The 24882-nt window shown below is 42.4% G+C and carries 15 protein-coding genes; all 15 read left to right on the forward strand.

What is annotated here, in order from left to right; all coding sequences use genetic code 11:
* Positions 1–101 precede the first annotated feature (101 nt).
* The 15 genes from HUN01_RS10070 to HUN01_RS10135 all read left to right on the forward strand — a co-directional run bounded on the left by HUN01_RS10070 (position 102) and on the right by HUN01_RS10135 (position 24830).
* Positions 102–3377, forward strand: coding sequence for a glycosyltransferase (locus HUN01_RS10070; protein WP_181931143.1), 3276 nt, complete (start codon positions 102–104; stop codon positions 3375–3377).
* 3 nt (positions 3378–3380) lie between these two features.
* Positions 3381–4409 (forward strand): NAD-dependent epimerase/dehydratase family protein, encoded by a 1029-nt coding sequence (locus HUN01_RS10075; protein ID WP_181931144.1) that lies wholly within the window; start codon positions 3381–3383, stop codon positions 4407–4409.
* 35 nt (positions 4410–4444) lie between these two features.
* Positions 4445–5695 carry a class I SAM-dependent methyltransferase gene (locus tag HUN01_RS10080; protein WP_181931145.1) on the forward strand — a complete coding sequence of 417 codons (1251 nt, stop codon included), beginning with the start codon at positions 4445–4447 and terminating at the stop codon, positions 5693–5695.
* A gap of 42 nt (positions 5696–5737) precedes the next feature.
* Positions 5738–6535 (forward strand): sugar phosphate nucleotidyltransferase, encoded by a 798-nt coding sequence (locus tag HUN01_RS10085; RefSeq protein ID WP_181931146.1) that lies wholly within the window; start codon positions 5738–5740, stop codon positions 6533–6535.
* A complete protein-coding gene (locus HUN01_RS10090) occupies positions 6532–7185 on the forward strand; it encodes a PIG-L deacetylase family protein (protein WP_181931147.1) in 654 nt (217 codons plus the stop codon). Before HUN01_RS10085 ends, HUN01_RS10090 begins: the two co-directional genes overlap by 4 nt.
* A 40-nt stretch (positions 7186–7225) precedes the next feature.
* Positions 7226–7783, forward strand: a complete 558-nt coding sequence (gene rfbC / locus HUN01_RS10095; protein ID WP_181931148.1) for a dTDP-4-dehydrorhamnose 3,5-epimerase — start codon at positions 7226–7228, stop codon at positions 7781–7783.
* Between the two features lie 5 nt (positions 7784–7788).
* A complete protein-coding gene (locus HUN01_RS10100) occupies positions 7789–8733 on the forward strand; it encodes a hypothetical protein (RefSeq protein ID WP_181931149.1) in 945 nt (314 codons plus the stop codon).
* Positions 8734–8748: 15 nt separating this feature from the next.
* Positions 8749–10089 (forward strand): glutamate-1-semialdehyde 2,1-aminomutase, encoded by a 1341-nt coding sequence (locus HUN01_RS10105; protein ID WP_181931150.1) that lies wholly within the window; start codon positions 8749–8751, stop codon positions 10087–10089.
* A 164-nt stretch (positions 10090–10253) separates the two neighbouring features.
* Positions 10254–11594, forward strand: a complete 1341-nt coding sequence (locus HUN01_RS10110) for a DUF4910 domain-containing protein (RefSeq protein WP_181931151.1) — start codon at positions 10254–10256, stop codon at positions 11592–11594.
* 703 nt (positions 11595–12297) lie between these two features.
* Positions 12298–12462, forward strand: coding sequence for a CopG family transcriptional regulator (locus tag HUN01_RS35285; protein ID WP_238846137.1), 165 nt, complete (start codon positions 12298–12300; stop codon positions 12460–12462).
* 388 nt (positions 12463–12850) lie between these two features.
* Entirely contained in the window at positions 12851–14632 is a 1782-nt protein-coding gene (locus tag HUN01_RS10115) for a ShlB/FhaC/HecB family hemolysin secretion/activation protein (protein ID WP_181931152.1), read from the forward strand.
* 63 nt (positions 14633–14695) lie between these two features.
* The gene (locus HUN01_RS10120) at positions 14696–17155 is read left to right on the forward strand and encodes a beta strand repeat-containing protein (protein WP_181931153.1); all 2460 of its coding nucleotides are present in this window, start codon (positions 14696–14698) and stop codon (positions 17153–17155) included.
* 73 nt (positions 17156–17228) lie between these two features.
* Complete coding sequence (locus HUN01_RS10125; RefSeq protein WP_181932637.1) at positions 17229–19721, forward strand: two-partner secretion domain-containing protein; 2493 nt, start codon at positions 17229–17231, stop codon at positions 19719–19721.
* A gap of 21 nt (positions 19722–19742) precedes the next feature.
* Positions 19743–22193 carry a two-partner secretion domain-containing protein gene (locus HUN01_RS10130; protein WP_181931154.1) on the forward strand — a complete coding sequence of 817 codons (2451 nt, stop codon included), beginning with the start codon at positions 19743–19745 and terminating at the stop codon, positions 22191–22193.
* Between the two features lie 126 nt (positions 22194–22319).
* Positions 22320–24830, forward strand: coding sequence for a two-partner secretion domain-containing protein (locus HUN01_RS10135; RefSeq protein WP_476703930.1), 2511 nt, complete (start codon positions 22320–22322; stop codon positions 24828–24830).
* Positions 24831–24882: the final 52 nt, after the last annotated feature.

A 24882-nucleotide genomic window follows, 5' to 3' on the forward strand; every position in this document is an offset into this window, starting at 1 on the left:
CTAACTGCAAAGTATACAAAATAATAAAATATTGATGATTGTGATCGCAACATTTTTTATATCAACTAATCACGCTGTTTTTATCCAAGCTTATTATAGCTATGAATACTAAAATTATTTCTGAATCTAATGTTAAATCTCTCATTGAAATGGCGATTAAGAAGCATCAATCAGGTCAATTGGATGAAGCTAAATCGCTATACAAACAGGCATTACAAATTCAATCCGAATGTGGAGGTGAATCAGACTCTTTAGAAGGTAAAGATCAAATACAATCAAACTACTCTGAGGCTTTGTATGGCATAGGAATGCTGGCGCAGCAAACAGGAAAACTCCTAGAAGCTGAAAAATTCCTGAGTCAGGCTGCACAAGTTCAACCGGACTCTGTGAAAACTTGGTTTAGTTTAGGTAATCTGCGTCAAGGTCAGGGACAGTTACCAGAAGCAGAGTTAGCTTACAAACAAGCGATCGCTCTACGCCCAGATGCAGCACCGATTTATAATAATCTGGGCTACACCTTGCAAGAACAAGGCAAGCTTGACGAAGCAGTTGCCTGCTATCAAAAAGCTCTGGAAGTTCAACCTAACTGCATAGAAGCAGATGTCAACTTAGGGAATGCCCTCCAGACCCAAGGGAAACTCTCCCCAGATAAACAAGCCCATTATGCACAATTGAATTACAAATTGGGTTTTGGGCGGAAAAATGCGGGTGATTTGAAGACTGCCGAAGCTTACTGGCAAAAAGCCCTAGAACTCAACCCCAACTATGGAGAAGTTCATATGGGTTTGGGAGAGATTTACCAAACACAAAAGCAACTCAATGAGGCAGCAGCAGCTTTTCGGCAAGGCTTAAAGCTGATTAATCCTCACTATGCCAAAGCTGTAGAAGCTAGCGACGAGGCTAAAATCCCTCAACAAGTACCAATAACACCTCTAATTCCTTTAAGAGAAATAATTGTAGGCAACCATAGGTTTCCCGCTATTCCGACCGTAGCAGATAGTACAGACAAGCGGCCTTTCTGGAGTGTGGTTGTAACTGTATATAACCGTAGAGATTATCTACTCGAATGTCTTGCTAGTGTGTTGGCACAATGGCAGGGGAAAGAGCAGATGGAAATCATCGTTATGGACGATGCTAGTAGAACGTCAGTGTTTGAACTGGTGAATAGTATTGGACAAGGAGTAATACACTACTATCGTAATCCCCAAAATCTCGGTCTGCCAGGAAATTGGAATGCTGGAGTTGCTCTAACTCGTGGTCGGTGGGTTCATTTACTTCACGACGATGATTATATTCTCCCAGGTTTTTATTCCCGACTGCAAGAGAGTCTAGAAGCGTGTTTAGATTCTGTGGGAGCAGCTTTTACGGGCTATCAAAATATTAATGAGAAAGGGGAAGTAATTTTCCGCCAACAAGTCTATGGAGAGCAGCGAGGGATTGCTAGAAATTGGCTGCAACGCATTGGAGTTAGTAACTCGTTGAATATGCCCGCAGTAGTGATTCGTCGAGAGGTACACGAACAATTGGGCTTATATCATCCCGAATTGACCTATACAAGTGATTGGGAAGTTTATAAACGTATTGCTGCTGTTTACGATTGGTGGTATGAGCCGGAAATCTTAGCTCGTTATCGCCAACATGCTAACAACGTGACCAGCGAACTCTTATTGACTGGGAAGCAGATGCTATCTATCCGTCGTGCAATTGAAATTTCAGAGAGTTATTTTCCCACTGAACAATCTGCTGAGATTACGGCCAAATCCCGGAGTCATCATTTTCTTTCTTGTTTACAATTTGCCCTAATTCCTTTACGGGCTGGGAATCTGGCTGGAGCTTGGCAAGTGTTAGAAGAGGCACTAAAAATAGATTGTAGCTCGAAAGCGGTAGCAAAGTTGTTCAGTTGGTTAACACGGGAAGAAGCAACTCCCCTTCAGGAAGCAGGCTATATCCAGACAGCGCTTACTTATTATCGACAAGCGATCGCTCTAAGACAAGACTTGCAAGAGATATATTATAACTTAGGGAAAATCCTGCAAGAACATGGTGAGTGGGAAGAAGCGATCGCATCCTATCATCAAGCCTTAAAACTCAATCCCCAAAACTGGGAAATCTACACTCATTTGGGTCAGGTTTACCAAGCTCAAAACAAGATCGCAGAGGCGATTTCTGTATATCGTCAAGGATTAACTTTACTCAATCCTCACTACGCCAAAGCGGTAGCCGCTTACCAGAATGCTGAAACCACCCCAGAAATGCTCATTACTCCCCCCATTTCCCAAGGTGAGGTGACTATTGGAGCTTATCAGTTTCCAGCGATTCCACGTGTAACAGACCCAGAGAAACCCCGACCGTTTTGGACTGTGGTGATTCCGGTTTATAACCGCACCGATTATCTCCTCGAATCTCTGGCTAGTGTGTTAATCCAATGGCCAGGAGCAGAGCAGATGGAAATTCTGGTGATGGATAATGCCAGTACGCCACCCTTGTTTGATTTAGCGAACAGTATTGGGGGAGGAGTAATCCGTTATTACCGCCATCCACAAAATATTGGAGGCGAGTCAAATCACAATGCAGGTATTTCCCTCAGTCGTGGTCACTGGATTCATGTTCTGCATGATGATGACTGTGTTCTTCCCGGCTTTTATACACAACTCCAGCAAAGTCTTCAAGAGTCTCCAGATTCCGTAGGAGCAGCTTTTACAAATTTTGAATATTTCAATGAAGAAGGGAAAATAATTGCAAAAGGAGAAGTAATTTCCTGGTTTAAAAACCATAAAGGTATCCCTCGAAATTTTTTGCCCCGAATTGGTGTGACATGTCCGTTGCAGGTGCCTGCGGTTGTCATTCGTCGCCTTACTCATGAACAAATAGGAGGTTATTATCCACAGTTAATTTGCGCTTCTGAATGGGAACTCTATAAACGCATTGCTGTTTCTTATGATTGGTGGTATGAACCGGGAAGTTTAGCTCGTTACCGCGTACATTCCCACAGACTGACAGCTGATGATTTATCATCTGGTATTCTAGCGACCTCAATCCGCCAAGGTATAGAAATTTCTGAGAGTTATCTTCCAGCTATGTATCGCGCAGAAATTACAACCCAAGCTCGTAGCTATAACTTCAATTATTGTCTGACACGCATGGCAATCCCTCTAAAAGCTGGCAATGTTACAGGGGCTTTGCGTATGCTTCAAGAAATTCTCAAACTTGATCATTCTCCACAAGCAGTAGCAAAGTTATTCACTTGGTTGACTCAAGATGAAGCAGCTCCCCTCAGAGATGAGATTACTACCAAGTTGCTTGCTATTTCTGGAGAAAATATTTCAGAAAATATTCTTACTAAATTACAACCCCCACAAACTGCGATCGCACCATAGGATATGAAAATACTTGTAACTGGAACCGAAGGTTATATCGGCTCGTTATTAGCTCCCCTCTTAATCCAACAAGGTCATGAAGTTATTGGTTTAGATACTGGCTTTTATAAAGTAGGTTGGCTATATAACGGTACCAAGGTAACTGCCAAAACCCTCAATAAAGATATCCGTCACATCACAACAGAAGACCTGCAAGGGGTAGAAGCAGTAGTTCACATGGCAGAACTCTCCAACGATCCTCTAGGTCAGTTAGCCCCTAATATCACCTACGATATTAATCATAAAGGCTCAGTACATTTGGCCAAGTTGGCGAAAGCAGCTGGAATCCGCCGCTTTATCTACACCTCTTCATGCAGTGTCTATGGTTTTGCTACTGAAGATTATGTTCACGAAGAGTCTACCATCAATCCCCAAACAGCTTATGCTAAATGCAAAGCGCTTGTCGAACAGGATGTGAAACTCCTTGCTGATGATGGTTTTTCACCCACCTTTCTCCGAAATGCCACAGCCTATGGAGCCTCTCCCAGGATGCGCTTTGATATTGTTTTGAACAATCTAGCAGGTTGGGCATGGACAATTAAAGAAATCAAGATGAACAGCGATGGTACACCTTGGCGACCCCTAGTGCATCTGTTAGATATCTGCAAAGCAATTATCTGTACCTTAGAAGCTCCGCGTGATGTAATTCATAACCAAATTTTCAATGTCGGTGATACAAATAGTAACTACCAAGTCAAACAAATTGCTCAGATAGTTGCAGATATATTTACAGGTTGTCAATTGAGCTTTGGTAAACACGATCCTGACAACCGTAGCTATCGAGTTTCATTTGATAAAATCAACCAAAATTTACCAGGATTCAAATGTGAGTGGGATGCCCAACGCGGTGCCCAACAACTCTATAATGTCTTCCAGCAAATTGACATGGATAAAGAAACATTTGAGTCTAGAGGCTTTACTCGCCTGAAACAACTGGAGTATCTCATTCGCACTCAGCAAATCGATCAAGATTTCTTCTGGCGGACTGTTTAAATTCAAAACCTGATTTTGGCAAAAAAATATAAATTATGAATTTACCCAAACCAATAACTGGTAATTGTATGTTTTGTGGGGCAGGGTTGCACCATACCTTTGTCGATTTAGGTATGTCTCCTCCCTGTGAAAGTTATCGCAGTCTCAAACAACTTAATGAAGTGGAGCCTTTTTATCCTCTCCATGTCTATGTTTGCGAAGAGTGTTTTTTAGTTCAACTCCAAGAATACATTAGCCCAGAAAATATTTTTAGCGATTACGCTTATTTCTCTTCTTACTCTGATAGCTGGTTACAACACGCCAAGAAATACGTTGATTTAGTAGTAGAACGTTTTCAATTAAATCAGGAAAGTCAGGTAATAGAAATTGCTAGTAATGATGGCTACTTGCTGCAATATTTTGTTGGTAAAGACATCCCAGCGCTGGGAATAGAGCCAGCAGTCAATGTTGCTGAAGTAGCAATTAAAAAAGGCATTCCTACAGTTGTCAAATTTTTTGGACAGGAGACAGCCAAAGAACAGGTTGCAAAGGGCAAACAGGCAGATTTATTATTAGGAAATAATGTCCTTGCTCACACACCTTATCTCAATGATTTTGTTAAAGGGATGAAAATTATCCTCAAACCGCATGGTGTAATTACTATGGAATTTCCCCACCTGATGCGGTTAATCGAGGAAAATCAGTTTGATACTATTTACCATGAGCATTTCTCTTATTTTTCTTTCCTCACCGTCGAAAAGATTTTTGCTGCTCACGGGTTGACAATTTTTGATGTAGAAGAATTAACTACTCATGGCGGTTCTTTGAGAATTTATGCCCGCCATAGTGAAGATTCTTCTAAAGCAATTAGCCATCAAGTATCAGAACTGAAATATAGAGAAGAAACGGCTGGGTTTACGAAATTAGAATACTATTTTTCATTTGGTGAACAAGTCAAAGAAACTAAACGCAAGTTATTAGATTTCTTGATCAAAGTCAAACGAGAGGGAAAATCGATTGTTGGTTATGGTGCTCCAGGTAAGGGAAATACTCTCTTAAACTACTGTGGTATCCGCACAGATTTTCTTGAATACACAGTAGACCGTAACCCTTACAAACAGGGTCAATTTTTACCAGGAACTCATATTCCAATTTTCCATCCAGACAAAATTGCAGAAACCAAGCCTGACTATGTACTAATTTTGCCCTGGAATTTGAAAAATGAAATTATGGCACAAATAGCTTACATTCGGGATTGGGGAGGTCAATTTGTTGTGCCAATTCCTGAAGTTAATGTCTACTCTTAAGTATTTAATATTTTTTTCATCATTAAAAAGGGGGTAAGTAACATGAAAGTAGTTTTATTTTGTGGTGGTTTAGGAACTAGAATGAGAGAGTATTCAGAAAGTATTCCTAAGCCAATGGTGAATATTGGTTATAGACCAATCTTATGGCATGTAATGAAATACTACGCTCATTATGGGCACAAAGATTTTATCTTATGTCTTGGTTACAAGGCTGACCTAATTAAAAGCTACTTTTTGAATTACAATGAATGGCTATCTAATAATTTTAGCCTTTCACAGGGTAGCCAAATTCAGTTGTTTAACCGTGATATTCAAGATTGGAATATTACATTTGTAGATACAGGTCTGACTGCCAATATTGGTCAAAGATTCAAGGCAGTAGAAAAGTATCTAGAAGGAGAAGAAGTATTTTTAGCTAACTACAGCGATGGTTTGACAGATTTACATCTACCAACGCATATTAAGCATTTTTATCAGCGTGATAAAATCGGTAGTTTTTTGTGTGTCAGACCAAGCCAAAGTTTTCACCTAGTTGACATGGATCAGGATGGCTTGGTGAAGGATCTGAAAGATGTCAAGCAACGTGATATTTGGATTAATGGAGGATATTTCATCTTTAAACAAGAAATTTTTAACTATATTGAAAAAGGGGAAGAACTTGTCCTTGAACCTTTTCAAAGACTGATTGCCAAAGAAGAACTGATTGCATATAAATACACTGGCTTTTTTGGGGTTATGGATACGTTTAAAGAGAAGCAACAGTTGGATGATATGTATGGTCAAGGCGAAAGACCTTGGGAAGTATGGAGAGATAAACAACTAGAAGTAACCCATGTATGATCCAACTTAGCTTCAACAAGCCAGAAGAATCTGAGTACAAAATCCTTTGTCTAGGTTCTCATTGTGATGATATTGAGATTGGTTGTGGAGGCACAATCTTAAAGCTGATAGATAATTATCAGTATGTTGTCGTCTATTGGGTTGTCTTTAGTTCCAACGAACAAAGAGCACAGGAAGCAACTATAAGTGCCAATCTTTTTTTAAAAGAAATTCCGGCCAAGAAAGTTATCATTAAAAATTTTCGAGATGGTTTTCTACCTTTTCAAGGGATAGAGGTGAAGGAATGCTTTGAGCAGTTGAAGCAGGAATTTGCACCAGATATAATCTTTACTCACCACCGAGACGATCGCCATCAAGATCACCGCTTAATTTCCGAGATGACTTGGAATACCTTTAGAAATCATTTAATTTTGGAATACGAGATACCTAAATATGATGGTGATTTGGGTATTCCTAATTTCTTCGTCCATTTAGATGAGTCACTTTGCCGTCGAAAAATACAATATATTTTAGAGGCATTTCCTACCCAAAATAATAAGCAGTGGTTTACGGAAGATACTTTTCGTTCAATTCTCAGAATTCGCGGAATTGAATCAAATTCGCCCAGTAAATATGCTGAGGCCTTTTACTGTCGAAAAATATTCTTCTAAAAAATTAGATGTTTAATTTTTCTCTCAAATTTGCAAGTTCATGATATTTACCGAAACTAAAATCAAAGGGGCATTTATTATTGATTTAGAGTTGCAACGAGATATTCGGGGCTTTTTTGCTCGGACTTTCTGTATTCAGGAATTTAAAGCTCATGGTTTAAAACCAACTATTACCCAATGCAATTTATCTTTTAACTATAAAAAAGGAACGTTGCGGGGTATGCATTATCAAAAGCCTCCTTCTCAAGAAACAAAATTGGTACGTTGCATCCAAGGGGCTATTTATGATGTAATTATTGATTTGCGTCTAGAATCTCCTAGTTATTTATCCCATATTGGTGTAGAGTTAACCGCTGAAAATCGTCTTGCTCTCTATATCCCAGATATGTGTGCTCATGGGTTCCAAACGCTCACCGACGAAACTGAAGTGACTTATCAAATGGGTGACTTCTACGCCCCAGAATATGCCTCTGGCTATCGTTATGATGATCCAGCTTTTGGAATTGAATGGCCGTTACCAATAAGTGAAATATCTGAGAAAGATAGGGCTTGGACTTTATTTGAACAGAAAAAGATCGAGACACATCGGGGAGTATAAAAACAGTGAATACAATCTATTTCGATGCCACTGTCAATGACGATGTGAGAAGAGATTATCTTTACAAGGGACAGCTATTTGTTTTTTCTCCCTGTCCCAGCGCGATCGCATTTTGCGAATTTGCTCGTCAAATGGTCGAGGAGGCCTTTGCACCGCTAGATCCTAGAACAGCACAGCATAATTTGCCTATAGAAGCATACGTTGAAATTTTAGCGGAACTCAAGCCAGTCTTTATTCACCACCCTGCATCGAAACAATTCATTCAAGATATTTTGAAGGAAACTGGATGTGACTTAAGGAAAACTTACTTCGATGTACCTCGCCTGAGAACTGCAACTAGTGATGGCTATCTGACATCCGGTATTGCTTACGCTTTTCATCCTCATCGTGATACCTGGTACTCGGCTCCTCCCTGTCAAATCAACTGGTGGCTTCCTATCTACGATATTACGTCAGAAAATGTCATGGCGTTTCATCCTCGCTATTGGAGTCAGCCAGTTAAGAATAGTTCAAGTGATTATAACTACACTCAATGGAACAAAGAAAGTCGCAAAACTGCTGCCAAGCACATTAAAACAGATACGCGCAAGCAACCTTTTCCAGAAGAAACTTTAGAATTAGAGCCACAATTGCGGTTGGTTACAAAAGTTGGTGGTATGATTCTCTTCTCAGGGGCGCAGATGCACTCAACAGTACCCAACACTTCAGGCTATACACGCTTCAGTATCGACTTTAGAACTGTGCATCTAGATGACGTGATTGCTCAACGGGGCGTACCAAATATTGATTCAGCCTGCACGGGAACTTCTTTAGGCGACTTCTTACGGGGTACAGACTTTTGCCGTATACCTGAATATTTGGTGACTCTCTATGATAGCCAAGTACCAACAGAAGCGATCGCTTCTAAATCTTTGACGATCGGCCATTCTGTGTTTGACATGAAATCTTAGTCAAGGAGAAAACCTATGTCTTTGATTAGCTTTAACGCTTTAAAGAAACAGTCTTTTGAAGAATCGCAGGCGTTACAACAAAAAAGTCATTCTCTGATTCCTGGTGGTTCCCATACTTATGCTAAGGGTGATGACCAATTTCCAGAAACGGCACCAGGCTTTATTGTTAGAGGTGAAGGTTGTCATGCCTGGGATTTAGATGGCAATGAATTTATTGAATATGGAATGGGGCTACGTGCTGTCACTTTAGGACACGCTTACCCACCCGTCGTAGAAGCTGCTTATCGGCAAATGCTCCTTGGCAATAATTTCACCCGACCGGCAACTATTGAAGTGGAATGTGCTGAGGAACTACTCAGTTGGATTCCTGGTGCAGACATGGTTAAATTTGCCAAAGATGGCTCAACGGTGACTACCGCAGCCATTACCCTTGCAAGAGCTTATACGGGAAGAGATATGGTTGCCATTTGCGCTGACCATCCTTTCTTTTCATACAATGACTGGTTTATTGGCAGTACTCCTATGTCTGCTGGTATTCCCCAAGTGATTCAAGATTTAACGGTGAAATTTAATTTTAATGATGTTGAAAGTCTAAAAAAGGTTTTTGCTGATCATCCAGGGAAGATTGCTTGTGTCATTTTAGAACCAGCTAAATATGAAGACCCATCCCATAATTTTCTCCATGAGGTACAAAAACTCTGCCAAGAAAATGGAGCAATTTTTATCTTTGATGAGATGATTACTGGATTCCGTTGGTCTAGTGGGAATGCCCAAACTTACTACGGTGTTGTTCCTGACTTATCAACATTTGGGAAAAGTATGGGAAACGGTTTTGCTGTTTCCGCATTAGTTGGTAAACGAGAGATTATGGAGTTAGGTGGCATTTATCACGATCAAGAGCGAGTATTTTTACTCTCAACTACTCATGGAGCAGAAAATCATGGACTAGCTGCTGCGATCGCGACGATGAAAATTTTCCGACAACAAGGAGTAATTGAGTATCTATATCAGCAAGGAGAAAGATTACGCCAGGGAATTAATCAGGCGATCGCAGCCAATGAACTTCAAGATTACTTCCAAGTTGTTGGCAAAGCTTGCAATTTAATTTACGCAACCCTTGACGAAAACAAACAATCATCTCAGGCATTTAGAACTCTATTCCTGCAAGAAACCATCAAACGAGGATTGCTCCTGCCTTCTTTAGTTGTCAGCTTTTCTCATAGTAATCAGGATATTGATCTCACAATTGATGCTATCAGTGAATCTTTAAAGGTTTATCGCAAAGCTCTAGAATCTGGAATTGAAAAGTATTTGATTGGTCGTTCAGTAAAACCTGTATTTAGGAAATATTGTTGATGAGAATAGTTAATATTCATAAGATGCTTTTGCAAAAATCTCATGAGTTTTGTAGGGTGCGTTACATTATCGTTAACACACCCTAACTATCTTTCAAAAATTAAACATTAGTTCTACATAAGTCTTTCTTACATTCTTAAATATATATAAATGAGGGAAATATAATGCTAAACAATAATCAATCTGTAATTGATTACAAGATGCAAACTACTTTCACAACAAGTGATATTGCTGAAGATATATATCAACTGATAACTAAATTATATCCTATCTGTCGTAGCATTACAGGTAATGGCTTTAGAGAAACACTGAAAATTATCCAGCAATATATTCCTTTATCAATCCAGCAAGTACCGACGGGGACTGAGGTATTTGATTGGATAGTTCCGAAAGAATGGAATATTAAAGAGGCCTACATTAAAAACTCTCAAGGTAAGAAAATTGTAGATTTTGCTAACTCGAATCTACACATCGTTAATTATAGTATTCCAGTACATCAAAAGCTATCTCTTCAAGAACTCAAAGCACATTTATTTACACTTGCCGATTATCCTAATTGGATTCCCTACCGGACTTCCTACTATCAAGAAACTTGGGGCTTTTGTCTGAGTCACAATCAATATTTAGAACTAAAGGATGAAGAGTATGAAGTTTTTATTGATTCCTCCCTTGAACCAGGTCATCTGAGCTATGGTGAGTATTATATTCCAGGAGACAGTACTGATGAAGTCTTAATTTCTTGCCATGCCTGTCATCCTTCACTGTGTAATGATAATCTTTCGGGAATTGCGATCGCTACTTTTATCGCTAAATATTTAAGTCAAACTACACCAAGATATTCCTATCGATTTCTCTGGATTCCAGGAACTATTGGCTCAATTACATGGTTAGCTCTCAACGAGACTAAAGTAAATAATATCAAACATGGCTTGGTATTATCTTGTTTAGGAGATTCAGGAAATTTTACTTACAAAAAAAGCCGTATAGGTGACGCGGAAATTGATAAAGTTGCTGCTTATGTACTCAGAAACTCAAAACGAAATTGCGAAATTATAGATTTTTTACCCTATGGCTATGATGAGCGACAATATTGCTCACCTGGATTTAATTTAGCTGTAGGTTGCTTGATGCGATCGCCTCATGGTACTTTTCCCGAATACCACACCTCAGCAGATGATTTAAATTTTGTTCAACCCCAATATCTTGCCGAGTCATTCTTGCAATGTAATTCGATGTTGTATATCCTCAACAATAACAAAATCTACTACAACAAAAATTCCAAATGTGAACCACAGTTAGGTAAAAGAGGAATCTATCGCGCAGCTGGTGGTCACAAAGATAGCGAACTAAATGAAATGGCAATCTTGTGGGTTTTAAATTTATCTGATGGCCACCATAGTCTGCTAGATATTGCAGAAAGGGCGGGAATGTCATTTGATGTAATTAAATATGCTGCCGATACATTATTAACACATGACTTGTTAATAAGTGAAAAGCCAAAATAATCTCTCTGAGAAGATATTTGGACAGTTTTAAAGTGTACTAAAAAACCTCTCTCCGTTTTGGGGCTACGGTGTACACACAAGTCCTAAAAACCTATCTTGATGAGCCTTTCCTCGTTTTCCTCGTTCCCATACTCTGCATGGGAATGCATTCATTGAGTCTCTGACTCAATATCTGAACATCCTCTTAGCTCGACTTTATCCATTTTTTCGCAATGTGATGCCTGCGGTAAGCTGCTAAAAAGTGTCTACGCTATCGCTGAAACCTTTGTGGTACAGAAGTTTTCTTTTTTAGCTTCATCAATAATCTGTGATGTGGAAAAAGTATTTGCTAAAAAGCCAGACTTTTTTTTGCCAGATAAAGAAAACCGAGTTCTTAATTTTGGATAAAGTCGAGCTTAGAGAATTAATATAACATTACAAATTTTTTTGTACTATTTATTTTCCTTATGTGCTACGTAATAGCACTTATTTATCTTACATATTTTAATCTTATTTTTACATTTTATTTACAATTGCTGTCCAGAAAGTAGCTAAACTTTATATCTTACTATATACTTGACCTCTTCACTATTGTTTATAAAAATATCCTATTCAACTTCATGATTACTTGAATTAAATGTCATTACTTATACCATTGTAGTAGCAGTTTACATGATTGATATTAGAGAAGTAGTTTAAAACATAGCTTGTCTGATACATATACATGAATAAAAAATGGGCTGCTAAACGACTTACAATCAACCTCACATCAAGTGAGGCACAGAGACTTGAACAATACTGTTCAATCACGGGGAGACCCGCAACTGATGTAATTCGAGAGTTAATTCGCTCTCTTTCTTCTAAAGAGGAAAAAGCCTCTGAAATCTAGGAAATCACGCTGTATAAAAAAGAAACCCAGAGTAAGTAGATTTCAATTTGTGAGTGAAATATAGTCCTTAACAGTTATCAGCTAACAGTGAATCCCCATTTAAGTTAGGGGATTTCGATAAAAACACTTTCTTGCAAAGTGACGCTCCGACGCCGCTAACAGAGTGGAGACTTCCTCCGCTCTGACTTTTTTTTGGGATATTATCTCGTAAAGAGCGTCAGGCAGTTTTCCTCCAGCAATAACTGCCCTTTGCCTTCCTTGATAAATAGTAATATTACTGATTTTTTTTAGAAAAATTTAAGTTAAATATAGTGGCTGTCATGTATTTACTTATACTTTATAAGTATTAAGGATTCAATCTGTAATTTAATTTATTTAATTACAAATAATGATTAGAAGAACCTTGGTTAGAAATCAGCCAGAGGTAGGCAAGTTCGCGGGCAAACTGAGGATTTTTCCTGGATGTCTAACACTTAGCTTTGCGATCGCAGCAGTATTATGCAACTATCAAAATGCGACTGCCCAGACTCCCAATCCTCAGACATTACCCCCAGGTCGATTAGAGGATATTCCTGAGACTCCTTTACCGTTAGATGTACTACCCAAGCCACCAGACAACAATCAATTGCTTCCATCCCCACAACTACCGAATCAGCCAATTTGGGAACAGGGTGACCCTAATACCAGATTTCGGGTTGATCGCATTGAAGTTTTGGGCAGTACAGTCTTCAAAGCAGAACAGTTTACCGCTATCACAGATCCCTTTGTGGGAAGAGAACTGACCTTTGCTGAGTTGTTGCAAGTTAGAGATGCCATCACAAAGCTATACACTGATAAAGGCTATGTAACCACGGGGGCGTTGATTACACCGCAGACAGTAGAAGCTGGGGTGATCAAAATTCAGGTGATCGAAGGCACTGTGCAAGAAATCAAGATTATCGGTAATAGACGATTGCATAGTCAATACATTCGCGATCGCATCCAACTTGGTACTGGCAAACCGTTAAACATACCGCGCTTACTAGAAAAACTACAACTACTCCGTCTCGATCCGCGGATTCAAAACCTGTCAGCCGAGTTGCAAACAGGACTGCAACTGGGAACCAATGTTTTGCAAGTTGAGGTTGAAGAAGCAGAAACTTTTAAACTGACAGCAAATCTGGATAATGGGCGATCGCCCAGTGTCGGCAGTTTTCGCCGGGGAGTGGATCTGCAAGAAGCCAATTTATTGGGCTTGGGCGATACTCTGAGTGTAGGATACGCCAATACCGATGGCAGTAATACAGTTAATGTCAATTACGCACTGCCGATTAATGCCCGTAATGGCACCGTATCCTTCGGTTTTAGCCAAGGATGGAATCGCGTGATTGAAAAGCCATTCAACGTTCTTGATATCCAGTCAAATAGCCGTTCTTACGAATTGGGCTATCGGCAACCACTGCTGCAAAAAACAACCCAAGAATTGGCGATCGGGCTGTCATTTTCGCGCCAGGAAAGCCAAACTGAGTTGGGTATTGATAACATTGGGCCGTTTAAACTCTCCGCTGGTGCAGATGCAAACGGAAAAACCAATATTTCGGCTCTGCGCTTTTTTCAAGAATATACCCAGCGAAGTAACCAGTATGTATTTGCAGCGCGCTCGCAATTAAGCTTTGGTGTAGATTGGTTCGATGCAAATGTCAGTGATAATGAACCAGATAGCCGCTTTTTCGCATGGCGGGGACAGGCGCAGTGGGTGCGGCAATTAGCACCAGATACTCTATTTTTAGCTAGGGGCGATTTCCAATTGGCAGCAGATTCCCTAGTGCCTTTGGAGCAATTTGGTCTTGGTGGACAGCTAAGTGTACGAGGCTATCGCCAAGATGCATTACTCACAGATAATGGTCTGTTATTATCCGCAGAATTTCGAGTACCTATTGTCCGCGCTAAGAAGATTGGCGGGTTGCTACAACTGACACCCTTCATTGAAGTCGGCAAAGGCTGGAATGTTAAGGGCGAAAATCCATCACCAAGTACACTTCTTAGTACTGGGTTAGGGCTATTGTGGAAACAGGGCGATGACTTCTCAGCCCGCCTAGATTGGGGCATTCCTCTGATCTCAGTGGATGGTGAAAGGCGATCGCTCCAAGAAAATGGGCTGTACTTTTCGGTACGCTATTCACCATTTTGAGATCGGTCGAATAGTATACCATTTTGGGCATCCTAAATACAAAATATAAATAAAGGCTTGGCGATGAATGCGACCTCTACTGGGTTGTTTCTGTGTGGTGGAATAGTGCCGTTGATGGTAATGCCAACCTGGTGCAGCTTTGCCAACGCCCAGGTAACTCCCGATGGCACATTGAATACTACTGTCTCCCAAAGCGGTAATAACTTCACCATCACCAACGGCGATCGAGTTGGTAACAACCTTTTCCATAGCTTTAGCCAATTCTCAGTTCCTACAAACGGCTCGGCATTCTTCAACAACGCCTCAGATGTGCAAAATATTTTCAGTCGCGTCACTGGAGGCAGTGTTTCATATATTGAGGGGTTAATTCAGGCGAACGGTGGCGCTAATCTGTTTTTGCTTAATCCTAGTGGGATTATTTTCGGCGCCAATGCTCAATTGAATATCGGTGGTTCGTTTATCGGTACAACTGCCAACAGTATTAAATTTACTGATGGTGTTGAGTTTAGCGCGATTAATTCCCTAGCGACTCCACTGTTGAGCATCAACGTTCCCGTTGGTTTACAAATGGGTAGCAATCCGGCACCTATAACCGTTCAAGGCACAGGACACTCCTTGAGTAATCCTGGTGGACTGCCTCTTGTGACTCAAAATCCAAGTCCTACAGAATTGCGGATACAGCCGGGAAAAACCCTAGCTTTGGTGGGTGGCAATCTGGAGTTGAAGGGGGCAACGCTCACCGCCAAGCAAGGGCAAGTAGAATTAGGCAGTGTGAGTGGTGCAGGATTGGTTAGTTTGCTCCCAACTGTACAGGGGTACACTTTTGGATATGAAGATGGGCAAAAGTTTGGTGATATTCAGCTAGCAGGGCGATCGCTATTAGATATCAGCGGGGTGAATGCGGGTTCAGTTCAAATTCAGGGTAGGCAAATTCAATTCACCGATGGCTCTCTGGTGCTGGCACGAAATTTCGGCAGTCTCCCCGGCGGCGACATTCGCCTTCAGGCTACGGAAGCGATTGATCTGATTGGCACAACAGCTGATAGCACAATTCGGAGCGGGGTGCGTAGTGAAACTGTGGGTATCGGAGCTAGTGGGAACGTCAGTGTAATTACTCCCCGTCTTACCCTTCAGGTGGGAGGGGGATTGAATAGCATTTCAGTTGGAGTGGCTCCCAGTGGCAATATCCACATTGATGCAACAGCAATTGAACTGTCTGGCTTCTCACCAATCAATCCAAATAGCGTTAGTGTTCTTTCTACTACTGGCTATGGTTCTGGGAACGCTGGCGATATCTCCGTCAATGCCAATAGTTTACTGGTGTCAAATGGTGCCTCACTGATTTCAGCTACATTTGGTAGTGGCTCTAGTGGTAAAGTAGCAATTCGCACTAATCACACCACTGTGATGGGACAAAGCCCTGGCGGGACATATAGCAACATTAGCTCAACTACATTTGCAACCGGAAACGCCAAAACTTTGACCCTAGATACCGCCAAGTTGCAAATTCTCGATGGGGGAACAGTTGCGACGACCACATTTTTTGCAGGTAATGGGGGAGATATAAGCATTAACGCTACGGAATCCATCGAAATCAGTGGTCGCAGTCGGAACAATAACAGCAGTATCAACTCATCTACCACTCGACTAATTCCAATACTGCGGCAAAGATTCCGTCTACCAGATATACTCACGGCGAATGCTGGCAGTGTGAGCATTACCACGCCGAACCTAACAGTGACAGATGGCGGGATGGTCAGTGTTACTAGTCAAGGTAGCGGCAATGGTGGCAGTCTCAAAATCACAGCCAATACCATCCGATTAGATCGTCAAGGAAGCATCCAGGCACAAACAGAATCAGGTAATGGAGGTAATATCGCCTTAAAAGTTGGAAAGTTCTTGCTGCTGCGTGATAATAGTGCGATCGCAGCAACCGCAGGGGGTAATGGTGATGGAGGTAATATAAACATTAATGCACCCATCATCGCCGGATTAAAAAACAGTGACATTATTGCTAATGCCATTCAAGGTCAGGGGGGCAATATTCAAATCACCACCCAAGGTATCTTTGGTTTACAATTTCGTCCTCAGCTGACTCCAGAAAACGACATCACTGCCAGTTCGCAATTTGGTGTCAGCGGCACTGTTCAAGTTAACACTATCGGTGTTGACCCTAATTCAGGTTTAATCAAACTACCAACAAATGTCACTGACTCATCCCAGCAAATTGCTACAGGCTGTTCTAATAATATTGGTAGTAGTTTTGTTGCCACAGGAAGGGGGGGTGTGCCGCAAAATCCCACTCAGGAAGTCAGGAGTGATGACACTTGGTCTGATATCCGCGACATCTCTGCATACCGCAAAATGGGCGAAGTTACGGTACAAATATCTAAATCTCCAAATCTTCTTGTCCAAGCTATAAACTGGCATCGCAACGCTCAGGGAAAAATCGAGTTAGTAGCAGATCAATCTTCTACTCAAATGCAACAGCCGTTAACCTGTGCTGCTGTTTCCAATAATTAACAAATCTTAATAATGTTAGCAAAAATACTATTTATGGGAACTCTAAATATAAATTGTGAAAGAGAACTTGGCGATGAGTGTGACTCCTGGTTGTTTGGGTTTAATTGGTGGAATATTGATCGGTGTGATGTGGTGTGACTTTAGCAATGCCCAAATTATTCCCGACGGAACCCTCAACACCACCGTCTCTGCAAATGGTAATAACTTCACTATTACGAATGGAAATCGTGCTGGCAACAACCTCTTTCACAGCTTTAGCCAATTCTCAGTTCCCAGCAACGGCTCGGCATTTTTCAACAACCCCTCAGATATTCAAAACATCTTCAGTCGCGTCACTGGGGGCAGTGTTTCCCAAATTGATGGTTTAATTAAAGCCAACGGTAGCGCTAATCTGTTTTTGCTCAATCCTAATGGGATTATTTTCGGCGCCAATGCTCAATTGAATATTGGTGGCTCGTTTATTGGGACAACTGCTGAGAGCATTAAATTTGCCGATGGCGTTGAGTTTAGCGCGATTAATTCCCAAGCTACTCCACTGTTGAGCATCAATGTTCCCCTTGGTTTGCAAATGGGCAGCAATCCTGCACCCATCATCGTTCAAGGCACAGGACACTCCTTGAACAATCTCAATGGACTGCCTCTTATCACTCAAAATCCGAGTGCTACCGAATTGCGGGTACAGCCGGGAAAAACCCTAGCTTTGGTGAGTGGCAATTTAAATTTAAATGGGGCAACTCTGACTGCCAAGCAAGGGCAAATAGAATTAGGTAGTGTGAGTGGTGCAGGATTGGTTAGTTTGCTCCCAACCGCACAGGGGTATACTTTGGGATATGAAAATGGGCAAAGCTTTGGTGATATTCAGCTTCAAGAGCGATCGCTATTAGATACAAGCGGGGTGAATGCAGGTTCCGTTCAAATTCAAGGTAGGCAAATTCAGTTCACCGATGGCTCATTGGTACTGGCGCGAAATGTAGGCAATCTCCCCGGCGGCGACATTCGCCTTCAGGCTACAGAGGCGATTGATTTGATTGGCAGAACAGATGATGGCACAGTTCCGAGTGGTGTGCGTACTGAAGCTGTGGGTGTCGGAGCTAGTGGGAACATCAGTGTCATTACTCCCCGTCTTACCCTCCAGCAGGGAGGGGGGTTGAATATCAATTCAGTTGGAGTAGGTACCAGTGGCAATATCCACGTTGATGCAACAACGATTGAACTGTCTGGGTTGTCAACAATCAATCCAAAGGTTAGTATTCTTTCTACTTCTGGCTATGGTTCTGGGAACGCTGGCGATATCTCCGTCAATGCCAGTAGTTTACTGGTGTCAGATGGTGCATCACTAATTTCAGCTACATTTGGCAGTGGCTCCAGTGGTAAAGTGACGATTCGCACCAATCACACCACTGTCATGGGAGAAGGTCCCGATGGACTATATAGCAACATTAGCTCATTCACTTTTGCGACCGGAAACGCCAAAACTTTGACCCTAGATACTGCCAAGTTGCAAATTCTCGATGGGGGAACAGTTGCGACGACCACATTTTTTGCAGGTAATGGGGGAGATTTGAGCATTAACGCCACAGAATCCATCGAGATTAGCGGTCGTAGTCAGAGCAATAACAGCAGTATCAACTCGTCTAGCACTCGACTATCTCCAATACTGCGGCAAAAATTCCATCTACCGGATCAACTCACGGCCAATGCAGGTAATGTGAGCATTACCACGCCGAAGCTGACGGTGACAGATGGCGGGACAGTCAGTGTCACCAGTCAAGGTAGCGGCAATGGTGGCAGTCTCAACATTACAGCCAATACCATCCGATTAGACCGTCAAGGAAGCATCCAGGCAGAAACAGAATCGGGTGATGGAGGTAACATCGGCTTAAAAGTTGGGAAGTTCTTGCTGCTGCGTCACAATAGTGCGATCGCAGCAACAGCAGGCGGTAATGGTGATGGAGGTAATATAAACATTAATGCACCCATCATCGCCGGATTAGAAAACAGTGACATCATTGCTAATGCCATTAAAGGTCGGGGGGGCAATATTCAAATCACCACCCAAGGTATCTTTGGGCTGAAGTTGGGTGACCAACTCACACCTGATAGTGATATCACCGCCAGTTCGCAATTTGGGTTGAGTGGCACTGTTCAAGTTAATACTATCGGTGTTGATCCAAATTCCGGCTTAGTCCAACTACCAGCAAATGTGGTTGATGCATCGCAGAAAATTGCCACAGGTTGCGCGAGTAATCAAGGCAGTCGGTTTGTAGCAACGGGACGTGGTGGTGTGCCCCAAAATCCAACGCAGCAAGTAACAAGCAATCGCATTTGGTCTGACATCCGCGATATCTCTGAATACCGGACAAATAGTGAAATCACAGCCCAAATTCCCCCATCCCCAAAAGTTATTGGCCAAGCGACTTCCTGGCATCGCAACCGCCAGGGCAAAATTGAGCTAGTTGCAGATAAATACCCTGCTCAGACCCAACAAGTATTAACTTGCGCTGATCTACTTACAAATCTTAGCAATGTTAGCAATAATACCATTTATGGGAACTCTAATATATAGAGTATAAAAGGAAACTTGGCGATGGGTGTTAATTCTCGTTGTTTGGGTTTAATTGGTGGAATATTGATCGGTGTGATGTGGTGTGACTTTAGCAATGCCCAAATTATTCCCGACGGAACCCTCAAGACCACCGTTTCCACAAATGGTAATAATTTCAATATTACAAATGGAAATCGTGGTGGCAACAACCTTTTCCACAGCTTCAGCCAATTCTCAATTCCCAGCAACGGTTCTGCATTCTTCAATAACCCCTCAGATATTCAAAATATCTTCAGTCGTGTCACTGGGGGGAGTGTTTCCCAAATTGATGGTTTAATTAAAGCCAACGGTAGCGCCAATCTGTTTTTGATCAACCCTAGTGGGATAATCTTTGGAGCCAATGCCCAACTAAATATCGGGGGTTCGTTTATTGGTACAACTGCCAACAGTATTAAATTTGCTGATGGCGCTGAGTTTAGCACAATCAATTCTCAATCTACCCCGTTGTTGAGCATCAATATTCCTATTGGGTTGCAACTGGGCAGCAATCCCGCACCCATCAACGTTCAAGGTACAGGACATACTTTGAGGAATGTCAGTGGACTGGTTCTGCTTCCTCCGATTCAGACTCCCAGTTCTACAAAACTGCGGGTACAGCCGGGAAACACGCTAGCTTTAGTAGGTGGCGACCTACATTTAAATGGGGCAAACCTGAGCGCTGAAAAAGGGCGAGTTGAATTGGGTAGTTTAAGCGGTGCAGGATTGGTAAATCTGATACCAACTGCACAAGGCTATACACTGGGATATGGAAATGTACAAAGCTTTGGTGATATTCAGCTGGCACAGCGATCGCTATTAGATATCAGCGGTGTGAATGCAGGTTCCGTTCAAATTCAGGGTAGGCAAATTAAATTCACCGATGGTTCTCTGGTACTGGCGCAAAATTTTGGCAATCTCCCCGGTGGTGACATTCACCTTCAGGCTACAGAGTCCATTAATCTGATTGCCAAAACAGCTGATGGCGCAATTCAGAGCGGAGTGCGTAGTAATGCTTTTGGTATGGGAGCTAGTGGGAATATCAGCGTTCTTACTCCCAACTTCACTATCAAGTCAGGAGCGGGGTTGAATACCACAACTCTTGGAGCAGCTCCCAGTGGCAATATTTACATTGATGCGATCGCCATTGAACTGTCTGGCTTTTCAGCCACTAATCCTGCTGATGTCACCACACTCAACACTACTACACTAGGCACTGGGAATGCTGGTGATGTTTTAGTCAATGGTAATAGTCTACTAGTATCAAGCGGTGCCTCACTATCTTCGGCTACCTTTGGCAGTGGTTCTAGCGGTAAAGTGACAATTCGTAACACCAATACCACGGTGATCGGAGAAAGCCCATCTGGACTTTACAGCAACATTAGCTCAACTACATTTGCAACCGGAAGTGCCAAAACCTTGACCCTAGATATTGCCAAATTGCAAATTTTGGATGGAGGAGCAGTTGCCACCACCGCATTTTTTGCAGGTAATGGGGGAGATTTGAGCATCAACGCTACCGAATCAATCACAATCAGCGGTCAAGGTCGAACAAATAATAGCAGCATTAACGCCTCTACCATCCGACCCGATCCGTCATTGCGGCAGCGATTCGGTTTGCCGGATATATTAACAGCGAATGCCGGCACTGTCAGCATTACCACACCGATCCTAACACTGACAGATAGAGGGACAGTCAGTGTTACCAGTCAAGGCAGTGGAAATGGTGGCAATATAAACATCAGTGCAGACACCATCCAATTAAAGAATCAAGGGTTTATCCAGGCACAAACAGAATCCGGGAATGGTGGTAATATTGCATTGTCCGCCAGAAACCTGTTACTTCTGCGGAATAATAGCCTGATTACCTCAACAGCTGGCGGCTCAGGGAATGGGGGTAATATCAACATCAATTCACCCATCATCGCCGGATTAGAAAATAGTGATATTGTCGCCAATGCAGTTGTAGGTAATGGTGGTAACATCCAAATCACCACCCAAGGAATATTTGGTTTACAATTCCGTCCTCAACTCAGCCCAGAAAACGACATCACCGCCAGTTCACAATTTGGCGTAAGTGGCACTGTTCAAGTTAATACTATCGGTGTTGATCCAAATTCCGGCTTAGTTAAATTACCAGAAAATGTCACTGACCCATCGCAGCAAATTACTACAGGTTGTGCCGGCAGTGAAGGCAGTCGGTTTGTGGCAACGGGGCGGGGTGGTGTGCCGCAAAATCCCAGTCAGGAAGTGAGGAGCAATCGCACTTGGTCTGACATCCGCAATATCTCTGTATACCGCAAAACGGGTGATTTAAATGCCCAAATTCCAGCCTCACCAAAGGTTCTCATCGAAGCCAAAACTTGGCATCGCAACGCAAAGGGCAACGTTGAGTTAATTGCAGCTCAACCAGTCAACATACAACCATCTTTAACCTGCGCTGCCATGTCAAACTAATCAGTCCCGATGCTGGAAATGGCAAATTCAAATTATTTTGATTCTAAGCAATAGTTGTTCTCAACACGACTATTGCGGGAATCTTAAGACTATCAGTTAAAAGTAAGTATTCATGCCATGAGAGTGATGTCTAACGACAAGCCACAAAGCGTCTACGCTTTTCTATCTGCACTCACAACAGGATTTTTAGCTTCCGGGATGGTATTACCTGCGATACTCCTTTGGAGTGGCTACGCAAATGCTCAAGTCATATCCGATAGTACTACCAACAGCCTTGTCAATCCAAACGGTAATAATTTTACTATTCTTAACGGGACTGAAAAAGGTGATAATTTATTTCACAGTTTCAGTAATTTTTCAGTGCCAACCGGTGGTTCCGCTAGCTTTGATTTAGTCAATACACCAAATATTACAACTATATTTAGTCGAGTTACGGGTGGAAGTGTTTCCAATATTGATGGCTTAATTCGGACTCTTAATAGCAGCAACCCTGTTAGTTTATTTCTGCTCAATCCCAGTGGAATTGTATTTGGGCCCAATTCCAGCCTAAATATTGGCGGTTCATTTGTTGGTACAACTGCCGACAGCGTAGTATTTGCCGATGGGTTGAAGTTTAATGCCATTGATGCCACGCCACCCTTATTAACTATGAGCGTACCTATTGGCTTACAATTTGGCAGCAATCCGGGAGCTATTACAGTCCAAGGGTCAGGGCACAATGCCCAATTAGGCGACTCGCTTCAGGTTTCTGGACTGAACATCGGCACAAGAGGATTACAGTTGCAACCTGGAAAAACGCTAGCATTACTGGGTGGGAATGTTGCCTTGGATGGAGGGTTGCTTTCTGCACCGGGAGGACTAATAGAACTGGGTAGCATCACTAACGGAAGCGTTGCCCTCAATTCCATCCCTCAAGGATTTGCACTAAGTTATCCCAATGCTTCGAGTTTTGGCGATATTCAGATCAACCAACGAGCTTTAGCATCTACACGCGATCTCAGTAATGAAAGTGGAGGAGCAATCCAAATTCAGGGGAAACAGGTCAGTATCCGAGATGGTTCGCTGATATTAGTGCAAAATCGCAGTAACCAAACTGCTGGTGATATTGCAATCAATGCTACTCAGTCCCTCCAGATCATCGGCAAGTCTCCTGATTTTAAGAGTTCCAGCAGTTTGGTGAATGAAACTATATCCTCCGGCGCGGCTGGCAATATTATCGTTACCACCCCACAATTGGATATTGATCAAGGTGGGTATATCTTCAACCGTACCTTTAGCACAGCGCCGGGTGGCAACATTGCAATCAGTGCCGATCAAATGCGGGTGAATGGTTTTGCATTTGGCGATCCTAATGCTTTTCGAGCAGTCAGCCAGATATTAGCCGCTTCCTATGGGAATGGGAAAGGTGGAAATATTGCCATCTCCACTCAAAACCTGTCTATTTTAGCTGGCGGCAATATAGCAGCCAGACCCTACCGTTCAGGTAATGGCGGCGATCTGATCGTCAAGGCAGATACGATTCAGGTGACAAATGAGGGAGCGCCAAAGGGTAATTATTTTAGTCTGTTGTCTACTGCCACATTCGGTTCTGGTAATGCAGGGGATTTGAAAATCGATACCCGCAAGCTGTCGGTTCAAGCTGGCGCTAGAGTGTCTGCTTCTAGCATAGTTTCAGGAAATGCGGGTTCGCTGACTATCAATGCTTCTGAATCGATTGATGTGAATGGTGTCAAAGATGCAGAAAATCCCAGCTATATTGGTACTGCTGTTCGTCCTGTTTTTGGATTTTCCAGAGCTACTTCAGGTAACACCACGATTAACACCCCACTTCTTAACATCAGCAATGGTGCAACAGTTTTTGTCCAAAACCTTGGCTCCGGTAAAGCTGGTACCCTGAACATTCAGGCGAACACCCTACGACTCGATAATGGGGCCAGTATTTCAGCATCCACAAAAGCAGGCGGTGGCGGTAACACTAATTTGCAACTACGGGATCTACTACTGATGCGTCATGGCAGCTTTATCAGTGCAGAAGCAGGTAGCAGTGGTAATGGTGGCAATATTACGATTAATGCTCCGAACATCGTGGGTTTAGAAAACAGTGACATTATTGCCAATGCTGAGAAAGGAAGGGGTGGCAATATTCAAATCACTACTCAGGGAATTATTGGGCTGAAATATCGTCCTCAACTGACTTCCGAAAACGACATCACTGCCAGCTCCCAGTTTGGGGTCAACGGTACGGTTCAAGTTAATAACGTTGGTGTCGATCCCAATTCTGGGTTAGTGGAACTACCAACAAATGTCACCGATTCATCCCAGCAAATAGCCAGTGGTTGTTCTGGAAATCAAGGCAGTCGATTTGTCGCCACAGGTCGGGGTGGTGTACCGCAAAATCCCAATCAACAAGTGACGAGCGATGTCTACGACGGGCTACGCCTACGCACTTGGTCTGACATCCGCAATATCTCTGCATACCGCAAAACGGGTGATTTAAATGCCCAAATTCCAGCCTCACCGAAGGTTTTCACCGAAGCCACAACTTGGCATCGCAACGCAAAGGGCAAAGTTGAATTAATTGCGGCTCAAGCAGCCAACATACAACCATCTTTAACCTGTGCCGCGGTGTCAAACTAATGGTCTGCCCCATTAGTTCTGAAGGGTTATAAAAGTTTGTAGTAAGGACTTT

Source organism: Nostoc edaphicum CCNP1411, assembly GCF_014023275.1.
Lineage (GTDB): Bacteria > Cyanobacteriota > Cyanobacteriia > Cyanobacteriales > Nostocaceae > Nostoc > Nostoc edaphicum_A.